This is a genomic window from Nostoc sp. (assembly GCF_036917575.1).
Lineage (GTDB): Bacteria > Cyanobacteriota > Cyanobacteriia > Cyanobacteriales > Nostocaceae > Nostoc.
Map to the genome: position 1 here is coordinate 56,919 of NZ_JBALDC010000027.1, position 13,302 is coordinate 70,220.

At 37.4% G+C, this 13,302-nt stretch carries 12 protein-coding genes; 6 read left to right on the plus strand and 6 right to left on the minus strand.

From position 1 onward, the window contains the following. Positions 1-173: 173 nt before the first annotated feature. From V7K79_RS06400 to V7K79_RS06420, 5 genes are all read right to left on the minus strand, one after another. Positions 174-1,646: a TldD/PmbA family protein gene (locus V7K79_RS06400; protein ID WP_335045773.1), complete on the minus strand. Its 1,473-nt coding sequence runs from the start codon at positions 1,644-1,646 to the stop codon at positions 174-176. Between the two features lie 411 nt (positions 1,647-2,057). Further along, a complete protein-coding gene (locus V7K79_RS06405) occupies positions 2,058-2,882 on the minus strand; it encodes a glycosyltransferase family 2 protein (RefSeq protein WP_335045775.1) in 825 nt (274 codons plus the stop codon). Positions 2,883-2,925: 43 nt separating this feature from the next. Beyond that, entirely contained in the window at positions 2,926-4,230 is a 1,305-nt protein-coding gene (locus V7K79_RS06410) for an NAD(P)/FAD-dependent oxidoreductase (protein WP_335045776.1), read from the minus strand. An 89-nt stretch (positions 4,231-4,319) separates the two neighbouring features. Continuing rightward, positions 4,320-4,676, minus strand: a complete 357-nt coding sequence (locus V7K79_RS06415; RefSeq protein WP_335045778.1) for an EamA family transporter — start codon at positions 4,674-4,676, stop codon at positions 4,320-4,322. Between the two features lie 26 nt (positions 4,677-4,702). Beyond that, entirely contained in the window at positions 4,703-5,092 is a 390-nt protein-coding gene (locus V7K79_RS06420) for an EamA family transporter (RefSeq protein ID WP_335045780.1), read from the minus strand. Between the two features lie 2,699 nt (positions 5,093-7,791). Here V7K79_RS06420 and V7K79_RS06425 point away from each other — a divergent pair. The 4 genes from V7K79_RS06425 (at position 7,792) to V7K79_RS06440 (ending at position 11,351) form a co-directional block, all read left to right on the plus strand. Continuing rightward, positions 7,792-9,951, plus strand: coding sequence for a Tex family protein (locus tag V7K79_RS06425; protein WP_335045781.1), 2,160 nt, complete (start codon positions 7,792-7,794; stop codon positions 9,949-9,951). 13 nt (positions 9,952-9,964) lie between these two features. Then, entirely contained in the window at positions 9,965-10,306 is a 342-nt protein-coding gene (locus V7K79_RS06430; RefSeq protein ID WP_335045784.1) for a 2Fe-2S iron-sulfur cluster-binding protein, read from the plus strand. Between the two features lie 330 nt (positions 10,307-10,636). Then, positions 10,637-11,038 carry a phage holin family protein gene (locus V7K79_RS06435; protein ID WP_335045786.1) on the plus strand — a complete coding sequence of 134 codons (402 nt, stop codon included), beginning with the start codon at positions 10,637-10,639 and terminating at the stop codon, positions 11,036-11,038. 124 nt (positions 11,039-11,162) lie between these two features. Then, complete coding sequence (locus V7K79_RS06440) at positions 11,163-11,351, plus strand: YqaE/Pmp3 family membrane protein (protein ID WP_335045787.1); 189 nt, start codon at positions 11,163-11,165, stop codon at positions 11,349-11,351. A 216-nt stretch (positions 11,352-11,567) separates the two neighbouring features. On the opposite strand, the gene V7K79_RS06445 is transcribed toward V7K79_RS06440, so the two are convergent. Beyond that, positions 11,568-12,383: a histidine kinase gene (locus V7K79_RS06445; RefSeq protein WP_335045789.1), complete on the minus strand. Its 816-nt coding sequence runs from the start codon at positions 12,381-12,383 to the stop codon at positions 11,568-11,570. Between the two features lie 191 nt (positions 12,384-12,574). On the opposite strand from V7K79_RS06445, the gene V7K79_RS06450 reads away from it, so the two are divergent. Continuing rightward, positions 12,575-12,799: a hypothetical protein gene (locus V7K79_RS06450; RefSeq protein ID WP_335045792.1), complete on the plus strand. Its 225-nt coding sequence runs from the start codon at positions 12,575-12,577 to the stop codon at positions 12,797-12,799. 55 nt (positions 12,800-12,854) lie between these two features. Then, on the plus strand, positions 12,855-13,190 hold the full coding sequence (gene petJ / locus V7K79_RS06455; protein WP_335045795.1) for a cytochrome c6 PetJ: 336 nt from the start codon (positions 12,855-12,857) through the stop codon (positions 13,188-13,190). The last annotated feature ends 112 nt before the right edge of the window (positions 13,191-13,302 follow it).

Sequence of the window (13,302 nt, forward strand, 5' to 3'; positions counted from 1 at the left end):
GAAAGGGTGAAAGCTAGGAATAGTAATAGTTTTACCTCCTGCCTTCTGCCTTCTGCCTCCTGCCTCCTGCTATATGACTTATATTTTTAAACGAATAACTCGTAATGCCAGTTGCTTTGTTCTAGCCGGAAAATCCGGCTCAATCACAATCCAAAATCCAAAATCTAAAATTCTTATCGTCCCCCTACAGTAATAGAATCAACCTTGATGTGAGGTTGTCCGACTGTGGTGTAAATACTGCCACTGACTGAGCCACAAAAACCTGGTGCAATTTCCAAATCTTGAGAACACATGGAAATTTTATTCATAATTTCCTTGGCTTCACCGATGAGAATTGCTCCCTTTAGTGGTTTGGTAATTTTGCCATTTTCAATTAAATAAGCTTCATCAACACCAAAATTAAATTGACCTGTAGCACCAACGCTACCACCACCCATCTTTTTACAGTAAATACCTTTATCAACAGAGGCAAATAATTCATCATTGCTATATTCGCCAGAATCAATATAAGTATTACGCATCCGGCTAGCAGCGGCATAGGTGTAATTTTGGCGGCGTCCACTTCCAGTTCTGGGGTGTCCGGTGCGTGCAGAACCTGTTCTATCTGCTAAGAAGTTTTTCAGAACGCCTTTTTCAATTAAGAGGGTTCTTTGAGCAGGCATACCTTCGTCATCCATGTCAATAGTTCCGAAGGCATTTTCAGAGCGCCCTTCATCCCAGGCTGTCAAACTTTCATGAGCAATTTTTTCGCCTTTTTTGTCAGCAAAGGGAGTAGTGTTGCGTTCAATTTGAGTGGTTTCGAGCAGGTGTCCGCAAGCTTCGTGGAAGATTACGCCGCCAAAGTGATTGGCCATAATGATCGGATAAGTACCCGATTCCACGTAATCTGCGTAGAGCATTTTTCCAGCCGATTCTGCAATTTTTTCGGCGGCTTGTTGAGAATCCCAGGTTCTTAAGAAGTTGGCATCACTAGTGTTACCCGCGCGATCGCCAATTGAGGTACGATTAGCACCATCAGCACACAACAAGTTAAATCCTACTGACTGGGTAAGGCGAAGATCACGCGCAAAAGTTCCGTCACTAGCGGCGATTAAAACTTCTTGCCAATCCCGGAAATAACTAGCACGGCGCGATTGGACGTGGCTAGCTTTTTGCTTCAGGTGGGCTGTACCATCTAAGAGGATTTCTCCCATTTCTCGGATGGAGCTACACATCGGTAGCCATGCATCTTTACCTCTTTTGGTAGCGTAATCTCTGAGTAATTCCAGGTTAATTTCTGGGATGAAAGCTTTAGCACTGGGTAGTTGTAATCCCAAAATAGAAAGACCTTTTTCTAAGGCTGCTTTCAAACCGGAAAACGAAAGGTCATTAGTGCTAACGTAGCAGTCAGCTTTGCCGCGAAATACCCTGACTCCTGCACCTGTAGACAAACTGGGTGAAATACTCGTGATAGCGTCATCTTCTGCAAGAGAACTAATATAGTTGCGACGCTCTAAAAATAATTCGATGAAGTCAGCACCAGCGGCGCGTCCTAGTCCCAGAAGGGTAGCCAGGGGGGCTTCCCAGGTTTCATCGAAACGCTCTGGTGTGGAGGAATATTGGAGAGTGGGAAGTTGATTCGAGAGAAGTAGCGTACTTGTAAGCATGAGTAGCCTCGTCTGCTGGCGTAGTTCAGAGATTTGACTGAAAAATCCTAGTGTGTTCAGTCTAACAAATGAGCAAAAACCACAGCTGGTAGAAAAATGTGTGGATTTCCCTCCTCTTCGGCAATATTTTGGCCAATCAGGCTACAGACTAGCAATTTAGGACTATTTGAAAAATTCAGAAGTCAAAATTTAAAAGCGGAGCCAAGAAAGCTCCGCTAAGAGTTTAAGTGTAAAATGAAATACACTTGTATACATTTATCTGCTACTCTTCTCACCGAAGGGAGTTAGAGTCAAACAGAATAAATTCCATCTATGGCGAGAATATAGAAGCTTCTTGACAACTAACTCATGTTAAATATGCAATTTTGTTTGCTGATTAACTTAATTTAATCTAGATTCTTCTTCTCAGGTTTATTTACGATTTCCTATTTTCAGTGGAATTCTGACTGTTTCTTGCTCTTTGAAAGTCTGACTTAAATTGGAAGTTGGCTGTGTTGATGCTAAATTCTTAAACAAGAGCTTTAGTGTTCGAGTAATAGTTTTAAGAATTTTCATTTTGCTAGCAGTCGGCTTTTGATCGTATCTCAAAACCATTGGAATTTCTACGATTTTTGGTTTGAGGGGTTTGGCTTTTAACAGTAAATCTATCATGCAAGCAAATCCACTTTCAGTAAATAGATTGTCGCCATAATATATGTCCAGTTTACTGAGGAAAGTACGGTTATACAGTCTGTAACCACAAGTGTAGTCTTTTACCCCTGGTACACGGGCAGCAATTCTGAAAAGCCAGCTGGCTCCGTAACTCAGCAGCTCTCTAAATTTTGATAAGCCTACGACTTTAGAACCTTTTCGATATCTAGATGCGATCGCAATATCATAGCAACCAGCTATCATAGTGTCATACATTTTTATTAACAGTTCTGGTGGTTGAGTATTGTCGCAATCCATCGCTGCTAGAAAATCACCTTCTTTAGAAATTTCTAAGAAAGTTGTAAAACCTGTTTTAATTGCTTGACCTAAACCAGCATTTTTGGGATGTTGGACTAATTTTAGTAATATCCCTAGTGATTGAGATTCTTCTAAAGCAGTCTGAGCAGTTCTATCGCTACTGCCATCATCGACAAGAATCAGTTCTATATCTATATTAAAGATTTGCTGCAATGTTTGAAACTTTTTGAACAAGGGTCGAATTGATTCTTGCTCGTTATATGCAGGTAAAAGAACAAAAAGACTCATAAAAACCTCGTGTGATTTTTCAAATAAAATGTGATTACCAAATTTAAGAATTCAGTAATGGTGATTTTTTAAGAAATTCATCGACTTGTCGAACTACTGCGTTGTTATTGACGCTATCATTGACCAACTGTGAAGTATTGACAACGAAAAAATCGTTGTTTTCAGTACTCACTTTGGGAACAAGGCTTGAATAATTTAAAACTTGTAATGGCTGTACTTTTATCGCTCGATTAATATGTACCGCTACAATGTCATCTGCCTTGAGTTCAGGGAACATTGAACGTATACCTTGGAAAAATATTGGACGTAATTCGTCATCTGGTTGTTTTAACAACGGATCAGTGGAAAGTATATATTTTGGTAGAAATGTAATGTGATATCCTGCTGTTTCTTGTAAAGAAACTAAGTTACTCATACCGATAACTCCGGTAAAAGGAATATTTTTATCGGCAATATTTACTACGTAATAAGGAATTAGAGGCTTACGAGTAATAAGTACCATGCAGATTACACCCAGGTATTCTACTGTTTTACCAGTGTCTGAAACTTTTACCAGTCCCTTCGCAGCAACCTGTTGCAAGATATTAACTGGGCCAGTAAAAATGACTTTATCAAAATGCTCTTTTTTACCCTGATATTCTACCCACATTCCACCTCCTGGATGAGGTGCGATATATTCTACTGCAACACCTTTGTGGATATGACCTCCAGCTGCGTAAACTAATTTTTCTATCCGATCAAAAACAGTTTTATAGCCGCCGGAGACATAACCAAGTTGTTCTTTATTTAATGAAGAATCCCGCGCTGAAAATAATCGTTTGATATAAGCCCAGATAAAAACTGCCGAGATTCGCTTATAGTTTTCTCCTAATTTGGATAAAAGTAAAGGTTTCCAGAGCTTTTCGTATGTGTTTTTACCGCCGAGTTTCAATAGCCAATCTTCAACTAAAATCTTCTCTAAGCGCCGCCAGTTATTAAGGCGTGAACCATACAGTAGAGTAAAAGCTAATCTGATTTTACCTATAAGTCCAAATAAAGGAAAGCGCAAGAATTCTATAGTGCTACTAATAGAATAAAACTTTTTGTTGTCATAAAAACCTGTTAAACTTCGATGCCAACGCAGTTTATCTCCTAGACCAATATCTCTGAGGAAATTGATTAAGTTAATATCAGAAGGTAGGATAACGTGATAAAAGCGATCCCAGGTAAATAACCCGTAATCATGATAGGTTGTAAGTCCACCAAGCTGCTTGTTGCTATCAAATACAGTAACTGTATGTCCTTGATGTGAAAGACGTTGAGCTAATACTAGCCCGGTTATGCCTCCGCCAACGATGCCTATATTCATAAATTAAATTTAGATTTTGTGAGATTTTTTTGAGAATGATATTCAGAAAAAGTTTATATTAATAATCTGATTTATTGCCTATGTAGCTATTAATGTACAACTAAAATTACGCCAGTTATAATAACGGAAATTCCTAACCATTGGCTAAACACAACTTCTTCTTTTAAAAGATAGTGAGAAGCAATTGGTACAAATGCATACATTAATCCTAAAACTGGAAACGCTTGACTTAGAGGAATTGTCCGCAATACATAAAGCCACAATAGAGTCATAAATGCATAGCAGATAAACCAAATCAAAAAATAACGAGATAGTAAAAGATTTTTGAGAGATCCGCTTCCTTCCTTAGTAGAGCTAGAAATGTGAAGTCCGTACTTGAGTGATAGTTGAGCTGTTGTTCCAAACAAAACAACAAGTATTAAATTTATCCAAGTAAAAGTACTCATGTTCAGCTTTTTAATTAAATATAAATTTATCTAAATTTGAGCTGTTTTATAGGATTGACTACTAAAAGAACACCCAAAAAAATAGTGATAACTCCTGCTATTCGAGTTAATGTGATCACTTCGTGAAAAAAGTAGTATGAACCGAAAAGTATACCGACATAATTTAAACTAGTGAGTGGATAAGCAATACTCAACTTTACAGAGCGTAGAGCCAATATCCAATTTACTATTCCTAAGCAATAGACAGTAATAGCTAATGTTAGTTTTTGAATAAATTCCCAAGTAAATACTCCCTCATCTGTATGACTCATAGTATCTTTCATCAACAATTGCCCACAAATACTAAATAAAATACTGATGAATAAGATAATATAAGGAATTATTTTAAAGTTTGAGATTTCAGAGATAGATTTCATCGTAATTTTCCTTAATCAAGATAGTAAGTATTAACTAGACATTAAATAGCTATCTATTGTTTAAAATATTTTATGTCTCAGCAACACTTTATCTACAATTTGACCTTCACTTCAGTAAATAGACAACAAAATTAGGAAGGCTATGTTGAAGTGACTGAGATCAAAACGATCGTTGAAAGTCATGCTCTAGAGTTAAAAATTAAATACCATGTAATTTCCAAGATGGTTGCTCTATCATGGCAATTCGATATGATTTAAGTAAAGCACGCTTAATTGCTTTACTGGATTTGACTCCCCAGCAAACTAGTTTATTGCTTGATAATTGGTACAATCAATTTAGAGTTTGTCAAACTGTAAATTACAGATATTTTCTATGCTACTCAAGTTTGCTCCAATACTATTTTTAGAGCGATCGCGACAATTTAGTAGTAGATGCAGACATAAGGAAACCTGAGAACTTCGTCACAAGTTCTCTCCATATACACAAAGTTTGCAGTGTGCGCAGATGCAACCCATCGTAGACATTGCTGATGCTGAACTCTGATTACACCCACATATTCAACAGATGCACCCAAATCAAAATGGATTGCCAGAATTTTTGATTAATCCATTCATTAACTTTCATCAGTTGTATCTTCCTGTATAAATCTTTTGAAGATACTATTGATTAAGCTTCTCAAGCTATAAAACCTAGCTCGATTGAGAAATATTCTCTATTTGCTCCAGGAAAGTTGAAATGTACTGACATATCATAAAAATTCTCCCGGCTCACAGACATATTTTTAATCTTGGCTGGCAATTAAGCCAATTTATAAAAGTAAAGGTTTTTACTCAGATTGAGTATGTATACGTGCTCTTTTTGGGTATGGGAACACAAGAAGTAATATAAGTCTGACTGGCTGCGTAAATCATAGACAAATAAATCAATCTACAGTAATACGCTTTACAGGTTTATGGGGAATTTTGCTGAATGTCCAAATGGAGCTTCTTGAAAAAAAATAGCTAATGCAAACTAGCGTTGGCTAATCAACTTTAAAGTTGACGTTACTTGCATTGGATTTGAGATATTTCTACATCATTTAGTATTATGGTTGTTTGATTTTTCATCCTAATTTTGAGTAGACTATTTTCTCCAAATTTATTGTTACATGTAATTACTTACTAGAATACCATGAGAAAGACATGTTGCAAATTTATCGTCGTACTTTATCAAAATTTTATCTACTAACAAATACACTTAAACAAAAACTTCATAAAATAAGATTATAAAATTTTGTGTTGAAAATTTGGATATGATGAAGCAACTTCTGGGTATTAAACTTGTAGAAGTAAGGATTTAGTATCAGACTCAATAAATGCAAAGCTAAGAGTTGATTAAAGGAAAATTGAAACTTGATTAACAGTACTTGTACTGTTAATATAATACAATCCTACACTGAATTATAACCGGAATTTTAGATAATAATCGAAAGTTTGAATTGTGTTCTTCTATTTATCCACAAAAGTGCCTATCTAAATTCATGTATCTTAGACATAGCTAGTAAGTGGGTGGGAAAAAACACAACTATATTAATAAAAATAAATGAGGTTAAAACCCTCTTATCTTCTGCTTTCTGCCTCTCTTCTTCTGTTTCATCCCAACTATAAATATTTACGCCGTCCTATTTAGTTTGTCAATTTTCCCTGGCTGGGTAGAGGTTTTTTTATTTTTTGGACTCATTATCCTCGCAAAAATCTGTTAGTAATGATTAACAATCCAAATTAAATCTGCCAGGGTGCTAATATTAGACTTAAAATCAAGCTAATACCTGCAAAGTATGCAATTTCATTAGTGCTCTTTTTAAACAAGTAGGCAGTAGCTAACAGTATATAATGGTATAAAGAAAAACAACGCTAAGTTGTTTGGGCTGGATAAGGGTTTCTCTGGGTTGTTTTCTTATTGTTTGGACTCACTATCCTGCAAAAGTCTGTTGGTAATGACGAAGACAATGATTAATAATCCAAACTGAATCTGCCAAGGTGCTAATACTAAACTTAAGATCGAGCTAACCGCTGCGAATACACCTGCAAGATATGCTATCTCATCAGTACTCTTTTTAAAGAAATAGCCAGTAGCTAAAGCAGTACATAGTGGTATCAAGAAAAACAAAGGCATTTTATTAACCTCTAAACTAAAGGTTGCAGTGTTTTTAAAACAAATTTTTTGGAAGTGTGGTTAATTTTACATCCAATGAGGTTTTGCCTACAATAGTCAAGCGAAATAAATATTATAGAAAATCAAGATTATGCAACGTCGTAATATTACGCCAATTGGAATAATTATTGCGACACATGAAGCGCCTAAAAGCTTGACAACTCTTTTTTGTGTGGTTGATGGTGTGCGCAGCAAGCTTTAAAAGTATGTATGAGGCGGTATGCGAAGTTGCGTAATGTTTAGGAATAGGCAATTCCTGTGAGTGATGCTATTTTTGCCGTTCTCGCAACTCAGCGTTACTGCGCTATGTTATGTAAATTCTCATTTGTCTAGGCGGATTGAAAGAGTTATTAGTTATAAAACTTGCGTAGATGGATTTTGTCTATTTCGCCAATTGCACTCTTATGAGCAATCATCTGGTAAATTATCTTAAACTTTGGCCTTGCGCCAGGATAAGGATCTAGCATATTACCTTTAGAAGTAGCATTTTCATTTTAGACACCTAATGCTGAACATTCCTCAACTACTGGCAACTGAAATAAACCTCAAATCCCATCAGGTGCAAAACGCGCTGGAACTTTTGGCGGAGGGTGCAACAATTCCCTTTATTGCACGTTATCGTAAAGAGCGCACTGATGAAATGAATGAGGTGCAACTACGCGAACTGGCCGATCGATATACTTATTTAACAGAACTGGAAGAACGAAAATCAGTGATTTTAAGTGCGATCGCCCAACAAGGTAAACTTACAGATGAACTCAAAGCCAAAATCTCATCCTGCTTACAAAAAACTGAACTTGAGGATTTATACTTACCCTATCGACCAAAACGCCGCACCCGTGCCACCATTGCCAGAGAAAAAGGACTCGAACCACTAGCAGAGTTTATCAAGTCACTAAATGTCAAAAATGCTGCAATTGCATCCTTGGAGGAAGCAGCAGCTAAGTATATTTCGGAAACGAAAGGAGTAAAAACAGCAGAAGAAGCACTCAAAGGTGCTGCTGATATTTTGGCGGAAGAAGTAGCTGAAAAAGCTGAGTTACGCGCATATATCCGCGACTATTTTTTAGAAGAAGGGGTCTTTGTTTCCCGGATCAAAGATGATTATCCTGAAGGTACAACCAAATTTGAGATGTACCGTAACTATCAAATTAGGGTAAAAAATATTGCACCCCACAATATGTTGGCGTTGTGTCGGGGTGAAACTGAAAAAATATTAAGCTTTGAAATTGCTTTCGATGAAGATACCCTACTTTACTATCTTGAGTCGAAAGAAATTAAAACCAAAGTACGGACAATTCGGGATTTTTATCAGGCGATGCTGAAAGATGCATTCAACCGTTTGATGAAAATCTCTCTCATGGGAGAGGTAATTTCTGAGAAAAAAGTTTATTCAGACATAGAATCAATCAAGACATTTGAAACTAATCTGCGGGAGTTACTGCTGTCTGCACCAGCAGGAATGAAACCAACACTGGCGATAGACCCTGGATTTAGAACTGGGTGTAAGGTTGCTGTCCTCGACCAAACTGGACAATTTTTGGAATATCAGGCGGTATTTCCGCACCAAGCGGCTGAACAACGACTCAAAGCTGCACAAACTGTCAAAAATTTGATTGAAAAGTACAAAATTGAATTAATTGCCATTGGTAACGGTACAGCGTCCCGTGAAACAGAGGAATTTGTCACGCAAGTATTACAAACTATAGAACGCAAACCAGTTAAGGTGATGGTGAATGAGTCTGGCGCATCTATATATTCTGCTAGCAAAGTGGCGCTGGAAGAGTTTCCCGATTTAGATATTACCGTGCGCGGCGCAATTAGTATCGGTCGCCGTTTGCAAGACCCTTTGGCGGAACTAGTAAAAATCGATCCCAAATCGATTGGTGTGGGACAATATCAGCACGATGTCGATCAGAAGTTGTTGAAAAAGAAATTGGATGAGACTGTAGAAAGCTGTGTTAACTACGTTGGCGTAGACTTGAATACCGCATCTAAAGAACTTTTAACTTCCGTCTCTGGGATTACGGTAACAGTAGCTAATAATATTGTCGCCTATCGTAACCAAAATGGAGCCTTTAAAAATCGCCGACAACTGTTGAAAATTCCGAAGTTGGGACCAAAAGCTTTTGAACAAGCAGCAGGTTTTCTGCGAATTCGCGGCGGTGATAACCCTTTGGATAATACAGCAGTGCATCCAGAGAGTTATTCTGTAGTAGAAGCGATCGCATCCGATCTAAATGTGCCATTAAATCAGGTAACACAAATTGCCGAAAAACTAAAAAAGACCGACCTGAAGAAATACGTTACCGATAGCGTTGGCGAACCCACACTACGCGACATTCTTAGCGAACTAGAAAAACCAGGTAGAGATCCTCGTGCTGAGTTTAAGTATGCCACCTTCAGAGAAGGAATTAAGGAAATCAGAGACTTAAAGGTAGGAATGGAACTAGAGGGAATTGTGACGAACGTCGCCAACTTCGGTGCTTTTGTCGATATCGGCGTACATCAAGATGGCTTAGTGCATATATCCCAACTTGCTGATAGATTTATAGACGATCCCAACAAAGTGGTCAAAGTTGGACAAGTAGTCAAAGTGCAGGTGTTAGAAATTAACGAAAAACTCAAACGGATTAGTTTGTCGATGAAAGCAGTTAAACAATAATTAGAAATAGCAGATGGCAGTTTATCAAGTCCGATTTATCAATCCTACACTTGGATTAGATCGCACCATTCCAGTACCAGACGATCAATATATTTTGGATATGGCGGAAGAAGCTGGTATCCGCCTACCATCTGGGTGTAAACAAGGCGAATGTTCTACGTGTATTGCTAAACTGATAAGTGGTGAAGTCGATCAAAGCGAGCAAAAATTCCTGCGTCCAAATGAAATACAGGCTGGTTATGTTGTTACTTGTGTAACTTACCCTTTGTCTAATTGCACTTTAGAAACCCATCAAGAACAAGTCTTATATAAATCAGCCCTTTATTATAAGCCTGAGTCGGGAAAATCTGGGTGATTTTTGCCTTGTGACATTAAATTAATCTTAAATTTTTAGGGCGCGTTAAGTTTGTTTAACGTACCCTTGAAAACATTGCAATGCGTTAGACTTCTTCAGAAATTAATATGCGTTATCCACAACCCTTATAGAGACGTAGTACTCCTATATCCAATGTCTAGGCGTACAGATGTACGCCCATAAAATGTATTTAGAATCGCTATAGTTTTATCAATGATAGACCTAATGGTAGAAAGAAATTCTATCTTGCAAGGGAGGAGAAACTTTAGCAGATAGTCAAAGATGATATAAGAAGTCGCAAAAAAAATCTCTAGTTATTAAGTAAAAACAATGTTGACTCCATTTTTAACCGCGCTAACTACAGCTTTGAGCCTATTGATTGTTGATATCGTTGTTCCAGGCGTTAATATTGCCAATTTCCCCGCAGCTTTGATTGCTGGTTTAGTAATTGGTCTAATTAACGGTTCAGTTAAACCAGTTCTGTCTGCTCTTTCCCTACCACTTAACTTTCTCTCATTTGGAGCATTTTCGCTCGTTGTCAATGGTTTGTGTTTTTGGTTAGCAGCAGTGCTAGTTCCTGGGTTCGGAGTTAGTGGAATTATTGGTTTCCTGCTTGGTCCAGTAATTTTAACTTTTGCTAACACCTTTATTAACAACTACTTTGTTGAAAGAAACCTTTTAACCAGCAGTGGTGATGTAAAGAATCAAGCTGAATTACCTTCTTCTAAATAAGTTAGAAAGAGTAGAAACGATAGTTCTTTTCATCAATTTTCTAACCTACATAAAATCTCCAAAGCTGGATTTCGTAATTCGGCATCTCAAATGTAATTAAACAAAATCACCAAATTGTAACATCATGAAATTAGTTCGTTTTGTTTTAGGTTTGTTAGTTCCTCCTTTAGGTGTTTTCTTGACAGTTGGAGTTGGCCCAACTCTGATTATTAACATTTTGCTCACAGTTTTAGGTTGGCTTCCCGGTAGTATTCATGCAATTTGGGTTATCGCCAAGCATGACGAGCAAGTTAATCAAGAAGGACGTATTTAATAATACGCGACAATAATTTTATAAAAGGATAATTGTTGTCTAACAATTATCCTTTTACTATTTTTTATAATCCGGTGCAATAGTAAACCCTTCATCCCCCAATTATTTATCACACAATTGGGAGAGAAGAGCTAATTTAAAAGTCCTTTGTTTCAACAAAATAGGGTGAGAATTCCCCACCCTATTTTTTCTAAATAAATTAAATGCCAAAGCAGTCTATTTCTGAATAGTCTCACGTTCTTTAACAGCAAGTTCCTTGTCTTTTGGTTCCTTATCTTTGAACAAGTCAGCCGCCGTTAAAAGTAACTCTCTTAAGGTTTGTTTGATTTGACGCTCTTTTCTTGCTAGAGATGTACCAGCTTCACCCAGTTTATCTTCTAGTTGCGATCGCTTCTGTTCTACCTGTACAACTACAGATTCTGCTTGGGGACGAGCTTTGTCATACCAGTGTTTAGCCTCATCTAAATAATCTTGAACTTCCATATTACGTCCGCCATAGCGTGCAGCCATGTTAGCTCGGACAATGGCTAGCTGTGCTTGCAGTTGTGCGTAACGTTTCTTTAACAATCCTACTTCTTCACTATCTTTAATAGCATTGACAGCAGAATCAATGGCAGTTTTGGTACTTGCAGGTTTTTCTTTACCCGCCTCTTCAATTTCTGCCAAAATTACATCAACCTCTTGCTGGAGTTGTTCTTCTTCACCATCTAGTTGAGCTTGCAGCCGCTTGATATCTGTCTGAGTTTGAGCAATGCTTTCGTGTCTTTTGCTATTAATTCCTTCCAGCGCTCCTTCAATGGAAGCTGTCACTTCATCTTTGAGTTCGCTGCCTTTTTCTTGAAAGTTTTCAATTACAGCAGAAACTGCATCTTTGACAATGCCACGAACTTCACCAGAACCTTGTTTAAACTCAGAAGCTACTTGAGAAACTGCGGATTTGACTATTTCTCGAATTCGCTCAGTTCTTAATTGTCCAGTTTCTTTTGCTTGTTGCAAATCGGCTTGAATTTGTTGCTTTATATTGTTAGGCATTTTCAACTCGTAGAATTTAACTAATTGGGATAAAATTTTCTAGAAATGTTCCTACATCCACATTATGACGTAGCCCGATTTGGCTTGGTACTTCCTTTAGATAGAAAATTTCAGCTTCAAAGAGGTGATGTGTAAGATGTTGACCATTTGTGAGATGATGAATATTTAGTGGTAGTAATTGGGAGTAAAATATGTGGCAAGTAAATATTACTTGTTCCAGTGATGCCTGGAAGATTTATGGTACTGAATTTAAAGCGATCGCAGCGAAATATCAAGGTGAATTGATTGGTTCCAAAAAAATGCCAGATGGTACGCGCATCATGTCTTATAAAATTGAGGATGTTAGCGATGCCGAAGCTTTTCAAGAAGATTGTGCAAATTTTGCGGGATTTACAACTGACTTTGAATCACTTTAGTATTGCTTCTAACACTTATATCTACAACCAGTACGTCCAAATCTGGAGAATTTAATTGAAAAAACTACTTACATTAGTATTAGTAACGTTTTTGTTATTAATCAGTACTTCTACTTTACCTGCTAGTGCGGCAGACACAGTTAACGGCGAAGAAATATTTAGTGTTCATTGTGCTGGTTGTCATATCAACGGTAGTAACATAATTCGGCGAGGTAAAAATCTCAAAAAGCCAGCGCTGAAAAAGTATGGCATGGACTCAATAGAGGCAGTTACATCTATAGTTACCAATGGTAAAAATAATATGTCAGCTTACAAAGAGCGTCTCAGCGAACAGCAAATTCAAGACGTTGCTGCTTATGTTCTCGAACAAGCTGAAAAAGGCTGGCGTTAATAAGTTAGGAGTTAGATAGACGCGATTAATTGCGTCTATACATTAGAAGTTATGAATTAGGAATTATCAGTTATGATTTATCTATTAGTAATTCTTAGACCTCCCTATTCCT

Excerpts from the sequence above, each read along its gene's own strand:
- V7K79_RS06400 (WP_335045773.1), bottom strand. The coding sequence starts at position 1,646 with ATGCTTACAAGTACGCTACTTCTCTCGAATCAACTTCCCACTCTCCAA.
- V7K79_RS06405 (WP_335045775.1), bottom strand. The coding sequence starts at position 2,882 with ATGAGTCTTTTTGTTCTTTTACCTGCATATAACGAGCAAGAATCAATT.
- V7K79_RS06410 (WP_335045776.1), bottom strand. The coding sequence starts at position 4,230 with ATGAATATAGGCATCGTTGGCGGAGGCATAACCGGGCTAGTATTAGCT.
- V7K79_RS06415 (WP_335045778.1), bottom strand. The coding sequence starts at position 4,676 with ATGAGTACTTTTACTTGGATAAATTTAATACTTGTTGTTTTGTTTGGA.
- V7K79_RS06420 (WP_335045780.1), bottom strand. The coding sequence starts at position 5,092 with ATGAAATCTATCTCTGAAATCTCAAACTTTAAAATAATTCCTTATATT.
- V7K79_RS06425 (WP_335045781.1), top strand. The coding sequence starts at position 7,792 with ATGCTGAACATTCCTCAACTACTGGCAACTGAAATAAACCTCAAATCC.
- V7K79_RS06430 (WP_335045784.1), top strand. The coding sequence starts at position 9,965 with ATGGCAGTTTATCAAGTCCGATTTATCAATCCTACACTTGGATTAGAT.
- V7K79_RS06435 (WP_335045786.1), top strand. The coding sequence starts at position 10,637 with ATGTTGACTCCATTTTTAACCGCGCTAACTACAGCTTTGAGCCTATTG.
- V7K79_RS06440 (WP_335045787.1), top strand. The coding sequence starts at position 11,163 with ATGAAATTAGTTCGTTTTGTTTTAGGTTTGTTAGTTCCTCCTTTAGGT.
- V7K79_RS06445 (WP_335045789.1), bottom strand. The coding sequence starts at position 12,383 with ATGCCTAACAATATAAAGCAACAAATTCAAGCCGATTTGCAACAAGCA.
- V7K79_RS06450 (WP_335045792.1), top strand. The coding sequence starts at position 12,575 with ATGTGGCAAGTAAATATTACTTGTTCCAGTGATGCCTGGAAGATTTAT.